Below are 13,209 nucleotides of genomic sequence, written 5' to 3'. Positions count from 1 at the left end.
ATGGCCACCATGACCGGAGGCGAGGCGCTCGTCGCCGCCCTCGCCGCGCACGGGGTCGACGTCGCGTTCGGCATCCCGGGCACCCACAACCTCGAGATCTACAAGCACCTTCCGGCCCACGGGGTGCGGCACGTGAGCACCCGGCACGAGCAGGGGGCGGGCTACGCCGCCGACGGGTACGCCCGTACGACGGGCCGGGTCGGCGTCGCGGTCGTCACCAGCGGACCGGCGCTGCTCAACGCTGCGACGGCGGTCGGCCAGGCCTACTCGGACTCCGTGCCGATCCTCGTGGTCTCACCCGGGCTGCCGCTGCGGCACCCCGCGACCGGCAACGGCCTGCTGCACGAGACCCGCGACCAGGGTGCCGCGCTGGCGGCGGTCGCCGCGGCCAGCCTGCGTCCGACGAGCGTGGCGGAGATCCCCACGGCAGTCGCCCAGGCGTTCTCGATCATGACGTCCGGGAGGCCCCGGCCGGTGCACCTGGAGGTGCCGCTGGACGTGCTGGAGGAGGCCGCCGAGGTGGTCCTCGTCGAGCCCGTCGTCGCCGCCCCGCGTGCGGCTGCGGAGGCCTCGATCGCCGCTGCCGCGGCGGTTCTCGACGGCGCGACCGCTCCACTGCTGGTGATCGGTGGCGGTGCTCGGAGCGCCGCTGCGCAGGTGCAGGCGCTCGCCGAGAGGCTCGGCGCGCTGGTCGTGTCGACGACCAACGGCAAGGGCGTGCTGCCCGAGGACCACCCGCTCGCCCTCGGCGCCGGCATCCACCTGCCCACGATCAGGGCACTCGCCGACGAGGCCGACGTCGTGGTCGCGATCGGTACGGAGCTCGCACCGGCCGACCTCTGGTACGGCCCGCTGCCGGTGACCGGCAAGCTCGTCCGCATCGATGTCGACCCGGTCGGCATGGTGACCAATGCCGCGCCCGCCGTGGCCGTGCTCGGTGATGCGGCGGCGGCGCTCGACGGGCTCCTCGGCGCGCTGGGTGCCGGGGAGCCGGCCCGGCCGGACACCGCCGCTTGGCGCGAGCGCAAGGCGAAGGACGCGCAGGCCGAAGGCGCTGAGTGGCTGGACGTCGTCGCGGCGCTCGCGGCCGCCGTACCGCGGGACGTGGTGATGGCGACCGACAACGCGATGGCCTGCTACCTCGGCGCGCTCGCCAACCTCGCGACGTACACGCCGTCGTCGTACCTGTTCCCGACCGGGTACGGCACGCTCGGCTTCGGCCTGCCCGCCGGCATCGGTGCCAAGGTCGGCAACCCCGACCGTCCTGTCGTCGCGATGCTGGGTGACGGCGGGATCATGTTCACCGTCGCCGAGCTGGCGACCGCCGCGGAGCTGGGGATCGCGCTGCCCGTCGTGGTCGTCGACAACTCCGGGTACGGCGAGATCCGCAACGAGATGGCCGAGCGTGGCGACCCGGTCCACGCGGTGACCTTCCCGGCGCCCGACTTCGCGGCGCTGGGCCGCGCCGTCGGCTGCCTCGGCGTCACCGTCGACCTCGGCGGCGACGGTACGCCGTCCGACCTCACCGCCGCGGTCCGCGACGCGCTCGTCGCCGACCAGCCCACCGTGATCCACGTCCGCATGCCCCGCGAAGGAGGAGCCCGATGACCGCCCCCACCCGTGACAGCCTGCTGGAGATCACCTGGACCGATCCGGTCACCGCCCGCAAGGGGTACGTCGTGATCGACACCCTCGTGCGCGGCCTGGCCAGTGGCGGCCTGCGGCTGCGCGAGGGCTGCTCGCTCGCCGAGGTGCGCGGGCTCGCCCAAGGGATGACCCGCAAGGAGGCGCTGGTCTACGACCCCGCCGACCGTTACCTGCCGCTGGGCGGGGGCAAGGGCGGTATCGACATCGATCCCGCGGACCCCCAGGCCACCGAGGTGCTGCGCCGCTTCCTCGCGGCCGTCCTGCCCGTCGTCAAGGAGCAGTGGAACACCGGCGAGGACTTCGGTCTGCGCCAGGAGACCATCGACAAGGTGGCGGCCGACCTCGGCCTGCCGTCCACCGTCGAGGCCGTCTTCGCGACGCTCGACGACGCACCCGCGGCCCGCGAGCGCCTCGCCTCGGCGTTCGCCGACATCGTCGGCGGGATCTCGCTCGGCGACCTCGTCGGCGGCTACGGCGTCGCCCAGGCTGCGCTCGTGATGGCCGAGCGCGAGGGCATCGCAGCGGCCGAGGCGACGGCCGTGGTGCAGGGATTCGGCTCCATCGGCGGCGCTGCCGCGCGCTACCTGGCCACGGCCGGGGTGCGGGTCGTCGCCGTCGCCGACCGCGACGGGCTGATCCGCGACGACCGCGGGCTCGACGTCGAGGCACTGCTCGCCGCGCGCGACGGCCTCGGCGTGATCGCGCGCGACGCGCTGCCCGACGGCGTCGAGCTCGGCGACCGCGACGCGTGGCTGGACGTTCCCTGCGACCTGCTGGTGCCGGCCGCGATGTCGTACGTCATCGGGCCCGACGACGCTGACCGCGTGCAGGCGCGGATCCTCGTCGAGGGCGCCAACATGCCGACCCTTCCGGAGGCCGAGGCTGCGCTCGTGGCGCGCGGGATCCCCGTCGTACCGGACTTCCTGGCGAACGTCATGACCAATGCCTGGTGGTGGTGGGTCGTCTTCGGTGACGTCGCGCCGACGTCGGAGTCGTCCTTCGCCAAGATCGACACGGTGATGCGCCGTCTCCTCACGGAGGTCGGCGACGACGCGGACGCCTCGGGACGAACGCTGCGAGAGTGCGCGCTCGAGCTGACCGCACGCAACTCCGCCGCGCTGCGGGAACGCTTCGGGGTCACGGGGTGACCACGCGGGGTCGCCTCTACCTCGGTGGCCGCTGGCGGACGCCGTACGACGCAGGCCTCCGCGAGGTCGAGAACCCCGCCACGGAGCAGGTGATCGCACGGGTCGCCGAGGGCGGCCCGCGCGACGTGGTCGCCGCGGTCGCCGCAGCGCGTGATGCCTTCGCTGCGTGGTCGTCGGCGCCGGTCTCCGACCGCCTCGCGGTCCTGGAGCGCTGGTACGACGAGCTCCTCGCCGGCCACGACGAGCTCGTCGTCACCACCGTGGCCGAGGTCGGCGCCCCCGTGGTGATCGCGCGTGAGGCGCACGTCGATCTCGGGCTGGCGGTGCTGCGCGGCTACCTCGACGCGGCCAAGGACGTCGCCTGGGAGGAGCAGGTCGGTTCCTCGCTCGTGCTGCGCGAGGCAGCGGGCGTCGCGGCATGCATCACCCCGTGGAACTATCCCTTCTACCAAGCGCTGGCCAAGGTCGGTGGCGCGCTGGTGGCGGGTTGCACGGTCGTCCTCAAGCCGGCCGAGCTGACGCCGCTGTCCGCCTACCTGCTGGTCGAGGCGGCCGACCGAGCGGGCCTTCCGGCCGGTGTCCTCAACCTCGTCCCCGGGGCCGGCCCGGTCGTCGGCGAGGCGCTCGTCACCCACCCCGACGTGGACGTCGTGTCCTTCACCGGGTCCACCGCTGTCGGCGCCCGGATCACCGCGCTCGCCGCGCCCGACGTCAAGCGTGTGTGCCTCGAGCTCGGCGGCAAGTCGGCCAGCATCGTGCTCGACGACGCGGATCTGCTGCGGGCGGTGACCGCCAGCGTGCAGGCGGCGATGCTCAACTCCGGACAGACCTGCAGCGCCTGGTCGCGGCTGCTCGTCCCGTCCGCGGTGCTGGGGGAGGCGATCGACATCGCGGCCGCGGCTGCGGAGGCTCTCGTGCTCGGCGATCCGCGCGACGAGGCGACCTGGCTGGGACCGGTCGTGTCAGCGGCGCAGCGGGTCACCGTCGCCGGGTTCGTCGACCGTGCCGTCGCGGCCGGCGCCCGCGTCGTCAGCGGCGGCTCCGGGCGGGTGCGCGACGTCGGGCACTTCCACGCCCCGACCGTGCTCGCCGACGTGGCTCCCGATGCCGAGATCGTCCGGGAGGAGGTCTTCGGCCCGGTGCTGACGATCCAGGGGCACGCCACCGACGCGGATGCCGTCGCGATGGCCAACCGGTCGCCGTACGGGCTGCACGGGGCGGTGTGGTCCGCCGATCCCGAGCGAGCGCTGGCTGCCGCGCGCCGGATGCGGACCGGTCAGGTCGACCTCAACGGCGCGGCGTTCAACCCCTCCGCGCCCTTCGGGGGCTACGGCCGCTCGGGCAACGGGAGGGAGCTCGGCCGGTTCGGGATCGAGGAGTTCCTCGAGACCAAGTCGGTCCAGCGGTGACGGTCGCTGCTGCCTCCTACGACGTCCGCACCCGTCGTACGGCAGCGCTGGCGCTGGTCGGGGTCACCGCCGTGTGGGGCTCGACCTTCGGGCTCTCCAAGCACGTCATCGCGCGGATCCCGGTCGCCGACTACCTCGGTCTCCGCTACCTCGCCGCCGCGGCCGTGCTGCTGCTCGTGGCGCCGAGGCTGCTCCGTGCGCTCTCCGGCCACACCGTCCGGGTGGGCATCGGCCTCGGCACGCTGTACGCAGGTGCTCAGCTGCTGCAGTTCCACGGGCTCTCCCACACCGCGCCCACTGTCGCGGCGTTCGTCGTCGCGATGTACGTCGTGTTCACGCCGCTCCTCGCGGCGATCCTGCCCGGCCGTGGCATCGACCGGGCGACGGCAGCCGCCGTCGTCGTCGCCACGGCCGGGGTCGCCGTGATGTCGCTCCGTGGCTGGGCGTTCGGCACGGGGGAGGCGCTCACCCTGGTGTCGGCGGTTCTCTACGCCGTGCACATCCTGGCGCTCGGACGGTGGGCGCGGCCCGGGGAGGCGTTCGCGATGACGTTCGTGCAGCTCGCCACGATGGGTGTCCTGCTCACCGCGCTCGGAGCGAGCGACGGCCTCACCCTGCCCGGCCGGGGCGACCTGCCGGCCTTCGCCTACCTCGCCGTGGTCGCCGGCGCGGGCACCCTCCTCGTCCAGACCTGGGCGCAGGCCCACATCGCCTCCGGGCAGGCCGCCGTCCTCATGGTGCTCGAGCCGGTCTGGGCCGCGGTCCTCGGCGCGCTGCTGTGGCACGAGACGCTCGGTCCACGCACGCTCGGCGGTGGTGCGCTCATCCTCGTCGCGATGCTCATGGTCGTCGCGCGACCGGCCGTCGAACCGGTGCCGGAACCCCCTACGTCCCACGCCTAGGAGACACCTCATGTACGACGTCCTCGTCGTCGGCGGCGGCATCGCCGGCGCCTCGATCGGTCACGAGCTCGCTGCGCGCGGCCGTGCCGTCTGCGTGCTGGAGGCCGAGCCCGAGCTCGCCAAGCACACCACCGGCCGGTCGGCTGCGACCTGGATCGGCGGCTACGGGCCGCCGGAGGTCCGTCGGCTGACACTCGCGAGCCGGGCGTTCCTCGACAACCCCACGATCGACATCGCGGGACCGCTGCTCACCCCGCAGCCCTGCCTCTACGTCGGCGGCCCCGACGCCTCGCCCGCCGCGGCGGCCGCGATCCGCGGCACCGTCATCGACGGCGTCGAGGCCGAGCGGCTCAACCCGGTGCTGAGGCCCGGCTGGACGCAGGTCGCCGTCGTCGACGAGACCGCCTGCGAGATCGACGTGGCCGGGCTCCACCAGGGCTACGTCCGCGCGCTGCGCGCCGCCGGCGGCGTGGTCCGCACCGCTGCCCGGATCACCGCGGCCGTCCGTGAGGCAGGGCTCTGGCGGTTGTCCACCTCGACCGGCGACGTCCTCGCCGCGCCGGTCGTCGTCGTGGCGGCCGGCGCGTGGGGTGACGAGGTGGGCCGGGTGCTGGGGGCGGCACCGATCGGCCTGCAGCCGCGGCTGCGGACGATGTTCGGCTCGCCGACCGCCGTACCGATGGCGGGGATGCCGTTCACCTGTGACCTCGACGGCGGTTGGTACTTCCAGGCGGAGGGCGATCTCGCGCTCTGCTCGCCCGAGGACGCGACCCCGCACCCTCCGGGTGACCCCAAGCCCGATGAGCTCGAGATCGCCCGCACCATCGAGGCGATCAACGAGGCGACCGTCCTCGGACTCCGCAGTGTCCGCACCGCATGGGCGGGCCTGCGCACCTTCGCCCCGGACGGCGAGCCGGTCGCCCGGTACGACGAGCAGGCCGACGGTGTCTTCTGGTTCGTCGGCCAGGCGGGCTACGGCATCCAGATGGCGCCGGCGCTCGCCGTGGAGGCGGCCGAGCGGTTGGTGGCCGGTCAGCCGGCGTCGGTGTAGCTGCTGTCCTCGAGCGCCGCGGCGAGGGCCTCGAGCTCGGCGCGGCGGTGGGCGTCGTACGGGAAGTCGTGGCTGGGGCCGATCGCGCAGGTGATCTTGGCGCGCAGGCGCTTGCCGTCGGTCAGGGTCAGGCGCGGGCGCTGCCAGACGTGCAGGCGGTGGGTGTCGGTGCGGCCGAACATCTCCAGCACCTGCCCGTCGAAGACCAGCAGCGTCCTGTCGTCGGGCTGGGCCTTGATCGTCGCCATCACGCGACTGTAGGGCCTGGCGGCGCCGGTGTCCTCTAGCATCGACCTCCCGAGCGCCGATCCAGGAGGGCACCGATGGCAGGGGACGCCGACTCGCGACGCCAACGCATCATCGACGCGACTCTCGACGTCATCCGTGATCACGGCCTCGCCGGCACGCGCACCCATGAGATCGCCCGTCGGGCGGGCGTGAGCTCGGGTCTGCTGCTCTACCACTTCGGCACGCTCGACGGCGTCATCGCGGCGGCCATGACCGAGTCCGAGAACCGCTACTACCGCAACCTCGACGCCGAGGTCGGCGCCGGAAGGCCCGCCCCCGAGCGGCTGCGGCTGCTCGTCGAGCGCTCCGGCGACGCCGCGGTGGTCGTGTCGGCCTGGACGCTCTGGATGGAGTTCTGGGTCCGTGCCCTCCGCGACCCCGAGACCGCGGCGCTGTGCACGACGCTGGAGTCCCGCTGGCGTGCGGTGCTGCTCGACGTGATCGAGCAGGGTGTGCGCGAGGGCGCGTTCACCAGCCCGTCGGCCCGCCTGTCCGTGGTGCGGCTCTCCGCGCTGCTCGACGGGCTGTCTGTCGCCGCGACGCTCGGTGACCGTGAGGTCCCGGTCGAGTCGGTACCGGACCTGTGGTTGCAAGCCGCCGCACTCGAGCTGGCGTGCGATCCCGCGCTGCTCAGCCGACCCGGCTAGCCAGTATCTCCGCGGCCGCGCGCTCGCCTGAGCGGATCGCGCCGTCGATGTAGCCGTTGCCCACCCCGGCGGTCTCGGTGCCTGCCCAGTGCAGCGGCCCGACCGGCTCACGGCGTCCGGTGGCGTGGGCGAGCCAGGTCCCCGGCGTGGGAACGGCGGCGTAGGCACCCTCCGCCCACGGCTCCTCCGGCCACAGCCGCTCCGCGTAGGCCAGCGGCCGGGTCGCCTCTTCGCCGAGCACCCCGAGGACGTCGAGCACCGCCTTGCGCCGCGCCGGCTCGGGCTGGGCGGCCCAGGAGCGGTAGTCGTCGCCGTAGACGAACGCGGCGATCACGCCCCGTGAGCCGTCGGCGGGGGAGTTGTCGAAGGTGTACGCGACCGGACTGCCGTCGTAGGTCGTGAGCTGGCCGGAGAGCCCGCTGGCGCGCCAGAACGGCGTCGGGTAGGTGACGTGGACCTTGGCGGCGTCGCCCATCGGGCTGCGGGCGAGCCAACGCCGCCGCGCCGCCGGGAGCAGGGGCGTGAACGCGATCCGCGCCTGTGCCGGGGGCGTGCCCGTGACGACGACGCGCCGCGCCCGGACCGCGCCGGTGGTCGTGGTCAGCGTGGCCCCGGCGTCGTCCCAGGCGACGGCGGTGACCGGGCAGCCGAGCCGGACGGCGTCGCCCAGCAGCGCCGAGGCGGCGCGGGCGGGTGCGTCGGCGCCGTCGGTGAAGCGGCTGTCCTGGGCGCCGCCGAGCGTCCCCAGCAACGGGCCCAGACCGCCGCCCGCGGCGACGTAGAAGAGCACGTGGAAGAGCGAGACGTCGCGCGGCTCGCACGCCCACAGCCCCTGCACGACCAGGCGCATCCGGCGCCGCGCGTCGGGGGAGTCGGTCGCCTCGTGCAGCCAGTCGTCGAAGGTGCGGGAGTCCCACGCCGCCAGGGAGGCGCACGCCTCGGGGTGGTCGGGATCGACCTGGGTCGCGAGCGCGTCGAGCCGGGCGATCAGTACGTCGTACCCGGCGGCGTCGTGGGCGTCGGGGTGATCGCCGCTGGCGTGGGGGAGCGGTGCCTCGGCGGGCCACAGCTCGAGGTGGGTACCCGCGTCGTAGGTGGGGAACCTGGCGCAGCCGAACCGGTCGGTCCACCGCAGGAACGCGGTCTGCGCGGGGCCGACCCACTGGCCGCCGTGGTCGACGAGGACGCCGTTCTCCGCGCGGGTCCAGACCCGGCCGCCGACCCGGTCACCGGCCTCGAGGACGACGACGTCCAGCCCGGCCGCGGCGAGGTCCAGGGCGGCGGCGAGGCCGGCGTACCCGGCCCCCACGATCGCGACGTCGGCGTGGTGCATGGCGGTCTCCTTCGAACGAGAGATGGCTCTTGACAGGTGTGAGCGGCGTCACTGATCCTAGCCTGACTGACTATTCAGTCAAGTTTCAGGAGGATCAGATGGACGACGCCCTGCGCGCCGAGCTCGAGCGCCGGCTCGGGCTGATCGAAGACACCGGCACCACAGAGGGAGCGCTGCCGCCCCTGCCGCTGATCGACGTGCTGGCTGCGGCGGCGGGGCTCGTCGTCCTGACGCTCGTGCTGCTGTGGTGGGCCCTGTGAGCGCCGCGACCGAGCCGGACCTGACGTCCGGCCAGGACGCCACCCTCAACGAGCTCCCGCTCCTGCGGGGCGAGCGGATCTGGGGGTTCTGGGACTACTCCTCGGTCAACATCGGCCTCGCCATCGCCACGTGGGCGTTCCTGCAGGGCGGCGCGGTCGCCTACTACGTCGGCGCGCAGCAGGCCATCGCCAGCATCGTCATCGGCTACGGGATCAGCGTGCTGCTGGTCTCGCTCGCGCCCTGCCTGCCCTGCGGGCGCTACGGCGTCGAGCAGTTCGTGTCGATGCGCAGCGTGCTGGGGGAGCGCGGCGCCCGGGTGCTCATGGTGGTGATGTCGGCGGTGCTCGCCGCCGCGTGGTCCGCCGTCCTCGGCATCATGTGTGGCCACGCGCTGGCCAACGTCGCCAACCAGCTCTTCGGTACGCGGATCTCGACCGGTGCCGGCGTCGTCAGCATCCTGGCGCTGATGGCGCTCGTCGCGTCCTGGGTGATCGTCGCGCGCGGTCCGCGCTCGATCGAGCTGGTCAACCGATTCGTCGCCCCGGGGCTGGTCGTGGTCACCATCGTCATGCTGGCGCTGGTCTTCACCCGGACCAGCTGGTCCGAGCTCGCCGCCACGCCCGCGCTCGACCCGTGGGGCGACGGTCACCTCGACTTCATGCTCGCCGTCGAGCTCAACATCGCCGGCGGCTTCGCGTGGTGGCCCAACGTCGGCAATCTCGCCCGCCTGACCCGCTCCACCCGCAGCGCTTTCTGGCCCAACGCGCTCGGTCTGTTCCTCGCCTCGGTGGTCGCCGCGATCGTCGGTGTGTTCGCCGCGCTGGCCCTCGGTTCGGAGGACCCCACGCGCTGGATGGTGCCCCTCGGCGGCGCGCTCCTCGGCGTCCTCGCTCTCGCGTTCGTCGGGATGGCCAACGTCACCAGCGTCGTCGCGCAGAGCTACGCCGCGCTCGTCGCGATCAAGGGCGGCGGCGGCGACACCGTGCGCCGGGTGCCGTGGGGGCTGCTCGCCGTCGTCATCCTCGCTCCGGCCGCCGTGCTCGTCTTCTTCCCCGACGCCGTCTACGACAACTACGCGCGCTTCGTGTCGTGGGGCGCGATCGCGGTCGCACCGCTGTGCGCCGTCCAGCTCGTCGACTTCTTCGTGCTGCGCAGACAGCGGCTCGACGTCCGAGCGCTCCACCAGCCGCACGCGGAGTCCCGCTACGGCTTCGTGCGCGGCTGGAACCCGGTCGCCGTCACGGCGATCGGGCTCGGTGCGCTCACCTACGTGCTGCTGCTCAACCCGGTCACGTACGAGCCGTCGGCCTGGTTCCGCTACCTGACCGCCTCGCTCCCGGCCTTCGCCGTCGCGGGCGGTACGCACTACGTGCTGACCCGTGCGGTGCTCGCGCGGCGGGCGGGCTGGGGTGGCTACCGATAGCCTCGGCCCATGTCGATCGTCGTGGTCACCGACTCCACCTCGACCGTCCCGGCCGAGGTCGCCGCGGCGCGGGGGGTTCGCGTCGTACCGCTGCAGGTGGTCATCGACGACGACGTCTACGACGAGGGCGCCGACGAGGTCACCCCCGAGCGGCTCGCCGTCGCCCTGCGCGAGAAGCACGCGGTCAGCACCTCTCGGCCCGCCCCGACGGTCTTCGCCGACCTCTACGCCGAGCTCGCCGCCGACGGCGCGACCGAGATCGTCTCGGTGCACCTGTCCGCCGAGGTCAGCGGGACCTTCGAGTCCGCCCTCGTCGCCTCCCGCACCGCCCCGGTACCGGTCACCTGCGTCGACACCCGCCAGGTCGGCGTCGCGACCGGCTACGCCGTCGAGTCCGCCCTCGCCGTCATCGCCGGCGGCGGTACGGCGGCCGAGGCCGCCGCCGCGGCCCGCGCCCGCGCCGCGGCCGCCACCTCGCTCTTCTACGTCAACACCCTCGAGTACCTCCGCCGCGGCGGCCGGGTCGGCGCCGCCGCCGCCGTCTTCGGCGGCGCCCTGGCCGTCAAGCCCCTCCTCGGCATCGTCGACGGCGTCATCGCCCCCCAGGCCAAAGTCCGCACCGCCGCCAAGGCGATCGCCCGCCTCGAGGCCCTCGCACTCGAGGCCGCCGGCGAGGCCGCTGTCGAGGTCTGCGTCGCCCACCTCGCCGCCGAGGAGCGCGCCCTCGCCCTGGCCGAGCGCCTCGTCGAGCAGCTGGGGGAGCGGCTCGTCCCCGCCTGCACCGGCGAAGCCGTGCGCTGCGTCGAGCTCGGCGGCGTCCTCGGCGCCCACGTCGGGCCGGGCATGCTCGCGATCTGCGTCGCCCCCCTCTCCACCCCCGAGGCCTGAGCCACCGCCGCCCGGGCGTCACTCCCGCCCCTCCCGCACCACCCACAGCCACTCTTCCTCCACCCCCGGCGCCCCAGCCCTCCCCCTTCCACAGCGCGCCTCCGGCCCCCTCCGCCCTCCGGCCACCCCTGCCTAGCGTTCCCCCATGCCCCTCGCCCGCCGTACTCCCGCCGACCGCTCCGACCCCACCGCGCTCCGTCGTCTCGCCCAGCTCGCGCCTGCCGCTCCCGCTGCCGCTCCCGTCGAGCCGTCCGCGCCCGCCGAGGACGCCTGGTGGGCCGATCACACCCGGATCGCCGCCCTCCCACCGGTCCCACCGCTCGCCCCCGCCGCGCCGGTCGCCCCCGAGCTCCCGCTGCCCGGACGCCACGCGGCGCGACGCGGCTCCTGGCGCCCGCCGCTCCCGCCCCTTCCCGCGCTGCCCGTGCTCGGCGTCGCCCACCTCGCGGTCGTCGCCCTCACCATCGCCCTCGGACTCGCCCTCACCACCTGGTGGATCGTGCGCGACCAGGGCCACGCCCTCGACCCGGCCGCCCCGCTCACCCCGGTCGCCGCCGCGGCCGACACCGCCTCGGAGCCCCTCGTCCCGCTGACCTCGCCCTCAGCCCCGCCGGGGTCCACGACCACGGGCACGGGCACCGTCACGATCGACGTGACGGGCAAGGTGCGCCGCCCCGGGATCGTCGTACTGGACCAGGGGGCGCGGGTCACCGACGCCCTCGCCGCCGCCGGAGGCCCCCGCAAGGGCGTCGACCTGTCCCCGCTCAACCTCGCCCGGGTGCTCGTCGACGGCGAGCAGGTCGTCGTCGGTACGCCGGCCGCTCCCGCTCCCGCCGCTCCCGGCGCCGCGGCCGGTCCCGGTGGTCCGGCAGGCCCGGGCTCCACGCCGCTGGTCAACCTCAACACCGCCGGTCAGACCGAGCTCGAAGCCCTCCCGCAGGTCGGCCCCGTCACCGCCCAGTCCATCCTCACCTGGCGTACCGAGCACGGCGGCTTCACCCGCGTCGGCGAGCTCCTCGAGGTCGACGGCATCGGCCCCAAGACGTTCGAGCAGCTGCTCCCGCACGTGACGGTGTGAGGCGCTGCCATGAGCCACCTCGCTGACCCCGCCGGTCCCGCCGACCGCGCCGGCAGAGCTAGCCGAGCCGGCCCCGCCGTCCCCGGGCGGTCCGCCTCAGCCCGCCCCGAGCAACGCCCGGTGCAGCACCGCGATCAGCTCACCGCGCGTGATCATCCCGGCCAACCGGCCCTCGCCGTCCACGACCGGCACGTTCTTGTAGCCCTCGCTCGTCATCATCGGCACCAGGTCCGCGACCGGCGTCTCCTGCGGGATCGTCGTGACCTCGGTGCGCATGATCGAGTCGACGGTCTCCAGCTCGACGATGTCGCGGGTGAAGAGGTCGATGATCGACACCACCCCGACCACCCGCCGCTCCTCGTCGATCACCGGCAGCGTCTTCACCTGCCGCTGCACGATCAGGGTCCGCGCCCGGTAGATCGACTCGAACGGGTGCACCACGGCGACGTCGGTGTTCATGATCCGGGCGACCGGGATCGAGCCCAGCCGCCGGTCCAACGCGTGGGTCTCGGCGTCACGCACGATCGCCACGATGTCCGCCGGCAGTACGTCGAGCCGGTCGGCGAGCCGCTTCATCGCCTCCTCGACGTCCGGGGTCGTGATGCCCAGGGCCTCCGCGGCCGGTCCGGCCGGCGCAGGCGGAGCCGGACGGTGCGGGTACCGCTTGCCGCTCAGGTTGTTCACCGCGATCGCGACGAGCAGCAGCACGACCGTGTTCACGGCGACCGGCGACAGCACGAACAGCGGCCCCTGGTCGTGGATGGCCGGCGTCGCGGTCGCGGCCAGCAGCGCGCAGGCGCCGCCGGGCGGGTGCAGGCAGCCGAGCAGCATCATCACGCCGATCGCCGCACCCACCCCGATCGCCGCGGCGACGAGCACGTCGTCGAACAGCCAGTGCGCGCTCAGGCCGACCGCGGTCGAGATCAGGTTGCCGCCGAGCACCGGCCACGGCTGGGCGAGCGGGCTCGCCGGGACGGCGAACAGCAGCACGGCGCAGGCACCCATCGGGGCCACGATGAACGGCAGCAGCTCGGGTCCGCCCGGGACGGCCCGGGCACTCGCCCCCGCGACGGCGATGCCGATCAGGGCGCCGAGCGCGCCGCGGGCGAGCTCGGGAGCGTGGTAGCGGGTCAC

The 13,209-nt window shown here is 74.2% G+C and carries 13 protein-coding genes; 10 read left to right on the top strand and 3 right to left on the bottom strand.

The window, feature by feature from the left end; all coding sequences use genetic code 11:
• The 5 genes from M0M48_RS14735 to M0M48_RS14715 are packed head-to-tail and all read left to right on the top strand — an operon-like array spanning position 1 to position 6,157.
• The gene (locus tag M0M48_RS14735; RefSeq protein WP_257751722.1) at positions 1-1,608 is read left to right on the top strand and encodes a 5-guanidino-2-oxopentanoate decarboxylase; all 1,608 of its coding nucleotides are present in this window, start codon (positions 1-3) and stop codon (positions 1,606-1,608) included.
• Positions 1,605-2,795: a Glu/Leu/Phe/Val dehydrogenase dimerization domain-containing protein gene (locus M0M48_RS14730; RefSeq protein ID WP_257751721.1), complete on the top strand. Its 1,191-nt coding sequence runs from the start codon at positions 1,605-1,607 to the stop codon at positions 2,793-2,795. Before M0M48_RS14735 ends, M0M48_RS14730 begins: the two co-directional genes overlap by 4 nt.
• Positions 2,792-4,204, top strand: coding sequence for an aldehyde dehydrogenase family protein (locus M0M48_RS14725; protein WP_257751720.1), 1,413 nt, complete (start codon positions 2,792-2,794; stop codon positions 4,202-4,204). The genes M0M48_RS14730 and M0M48_RS14725 overlap by 4 nt, the downstream gene beginning before the upstream one ends.
• The gene (locus tag M0M48_RS14720) at positions 4,201-5,106 is read left to right on the top strand and encodes a DMT family transporter (RefSeq protein ID WP_257751719.1); all 906 of its coding nucleotides are present in this window, start codon (positions 4,201-4,203) and stop codon (positions 5,104-5,106) included. The genes M0M48_RS14725 and M0M48_RS14720 overlap by 4 nt, the downstream gene beginning before the upstream one ends.
• A gap of 10 nt (positions 5,107-5,116) precedes the next feature.
• Entirely contained in the window at positions 5,117-6,157 is a 1,041-nt protein-coding gene (locus tag M0M48_RS14715; protein ID WP_257751718.1) for an NAD(P)/FAD-dependent oxidoreductase, read from the top strand.
• On the opposite strand, the gene M0M48_RS14710 is transcribed toward M0M48_RS14715, so the two are convergent.
• Positions 6,139-6,405 carry a hypothetical protein gene (locus M0M48_RS14710; protein WP_257751717.1) on the bottom strand — a complete coding sequence of 89 codons (267 nt, stop codon included), beginning with the start codon at positions 6,403-6,405 and terminating at the stop codon, positions 6,139-6,141. The two genes, M0M48_RS14715 and M0M48_RS14710, sit on opposite strands and share 19 nt — an antisense overlap.
• A gap of 75 nt (positions 6,406-6,480) precedes the next feature.
• On the opposite strand from M0M48_RS14710, the gene M0M48_RS14705 reads away from it, so the two are divergent.
• Positions 6,481-7,092 carry a TetR/AcrR family transcriptional regulator gene (locus M0M48_RS14705; protein ID WP_257751716.1) on the top strand — a complete coding sequence of 204 codons (612 nt, stop codon included), beginning with the start codon at positions 6,481-6,483 and terminating at the stop codon, positions 7,090-7,092.
• On the opposite strand, the gene M0M48_RS14700 is transcribed toward M0M48_RS14705, so the two are convergent.
• Positions 7,076-8,425, bottom strand: a complete 1,350-nt coding sequence (locus M0M48_RS14700; RefSeq protein WP_308220388.1) for a flavin monoamine oxidase family protein — start codon at positions 8,423-8,425, stop codon at positions 7,076-7,078. The genes M0M48_RS14705 and M0M48_RS14700 overlap by 17 nt on opposite strands.
• A 98-nt stretch (positions 8,426-8,523) precedes the next feature.
• Here M0M48_RS14700 and M0M48_RS14695 point away from each other — a divergent pair, with 98 nt between their 5' ends.
• From M0M48_RS14695 to M0M48_RS14680, 4 genes are all read left to right on the top strand, one after another.
• Positions 8,524-8,685 carry a hypothetical protein gene (locus tag M0M48_RS14695; RefSeq protein ID WP_257751715.1) on the top strand — a complete coding sequence of 54 codons (162 nt, stop codon included), beginning with the start codon at positions 8,524-8,526 and terminating at the stop codon, positions 8,683-8,685.
• Complete coding sequence (locus tag M0M48_RS14690) at positions 8,682-10,109, top strand: purine-cytosine permease family protein (protein ID WP_257751714.1); 1,428 nt, start codon at positions 8,682-8,684, stop codon at positions 10,107-10,109. Before M0M48_RS14695 ends, M0M48_RS14690 begins: the two co-directional genes overlap by 4 nt.
• 9 nt (positions 10,110-10,118) lie before the next feature.
• A complete protein-coding gene (locus M0M48_RS14685) occupies positions 10,119-10,997 on the top strand; it encodes a DegV family protein (protein WP_257751713.1) in 879 nt (292 codons plus the stop codon).
• A gap of 145 nt (positions 10,998-11,142) precedes the next feature.
• Positions 11,143-12,075: a helix-hairpin-helix domain-containing protein gene (locus tag M0M48_RS14680; RefSeq protein ID WP_257751712.1), complete on the top strand. Its 933-nt coding sequence runs from the start codon at positions 11,143-11,145 to the stop codon at positions 12,073-12,075.
• Between the two features lie 96 nt (positions 12,076-12,171).
• Here M0M48_RS14680 and M0M48_RS14675 read toward each other — a convergent pair whose 3' ends face one another.
• A complete protein-coding gene (locus M0M48_RS14675) occupies positions 12,172-13,209 on the bottom strand; it encodes an HPP family protein (protein ID WP_257751711.1) in 1,038 nt (345 codons plus the stop codon).

The sequence above is a fragment of the Pimelobacter simplex genome (assembly GCF_024662235.1).
Lineage (GTDB): Bacteria > Actinomycetota > Actinomycetes > Propionibacteriales > Nocardioidaceae > Nocardioides.
Note: the sequence above shows the minus strand (reverse complement) of the source record. Positions and strands in the feature narration are given on the sequence as shown.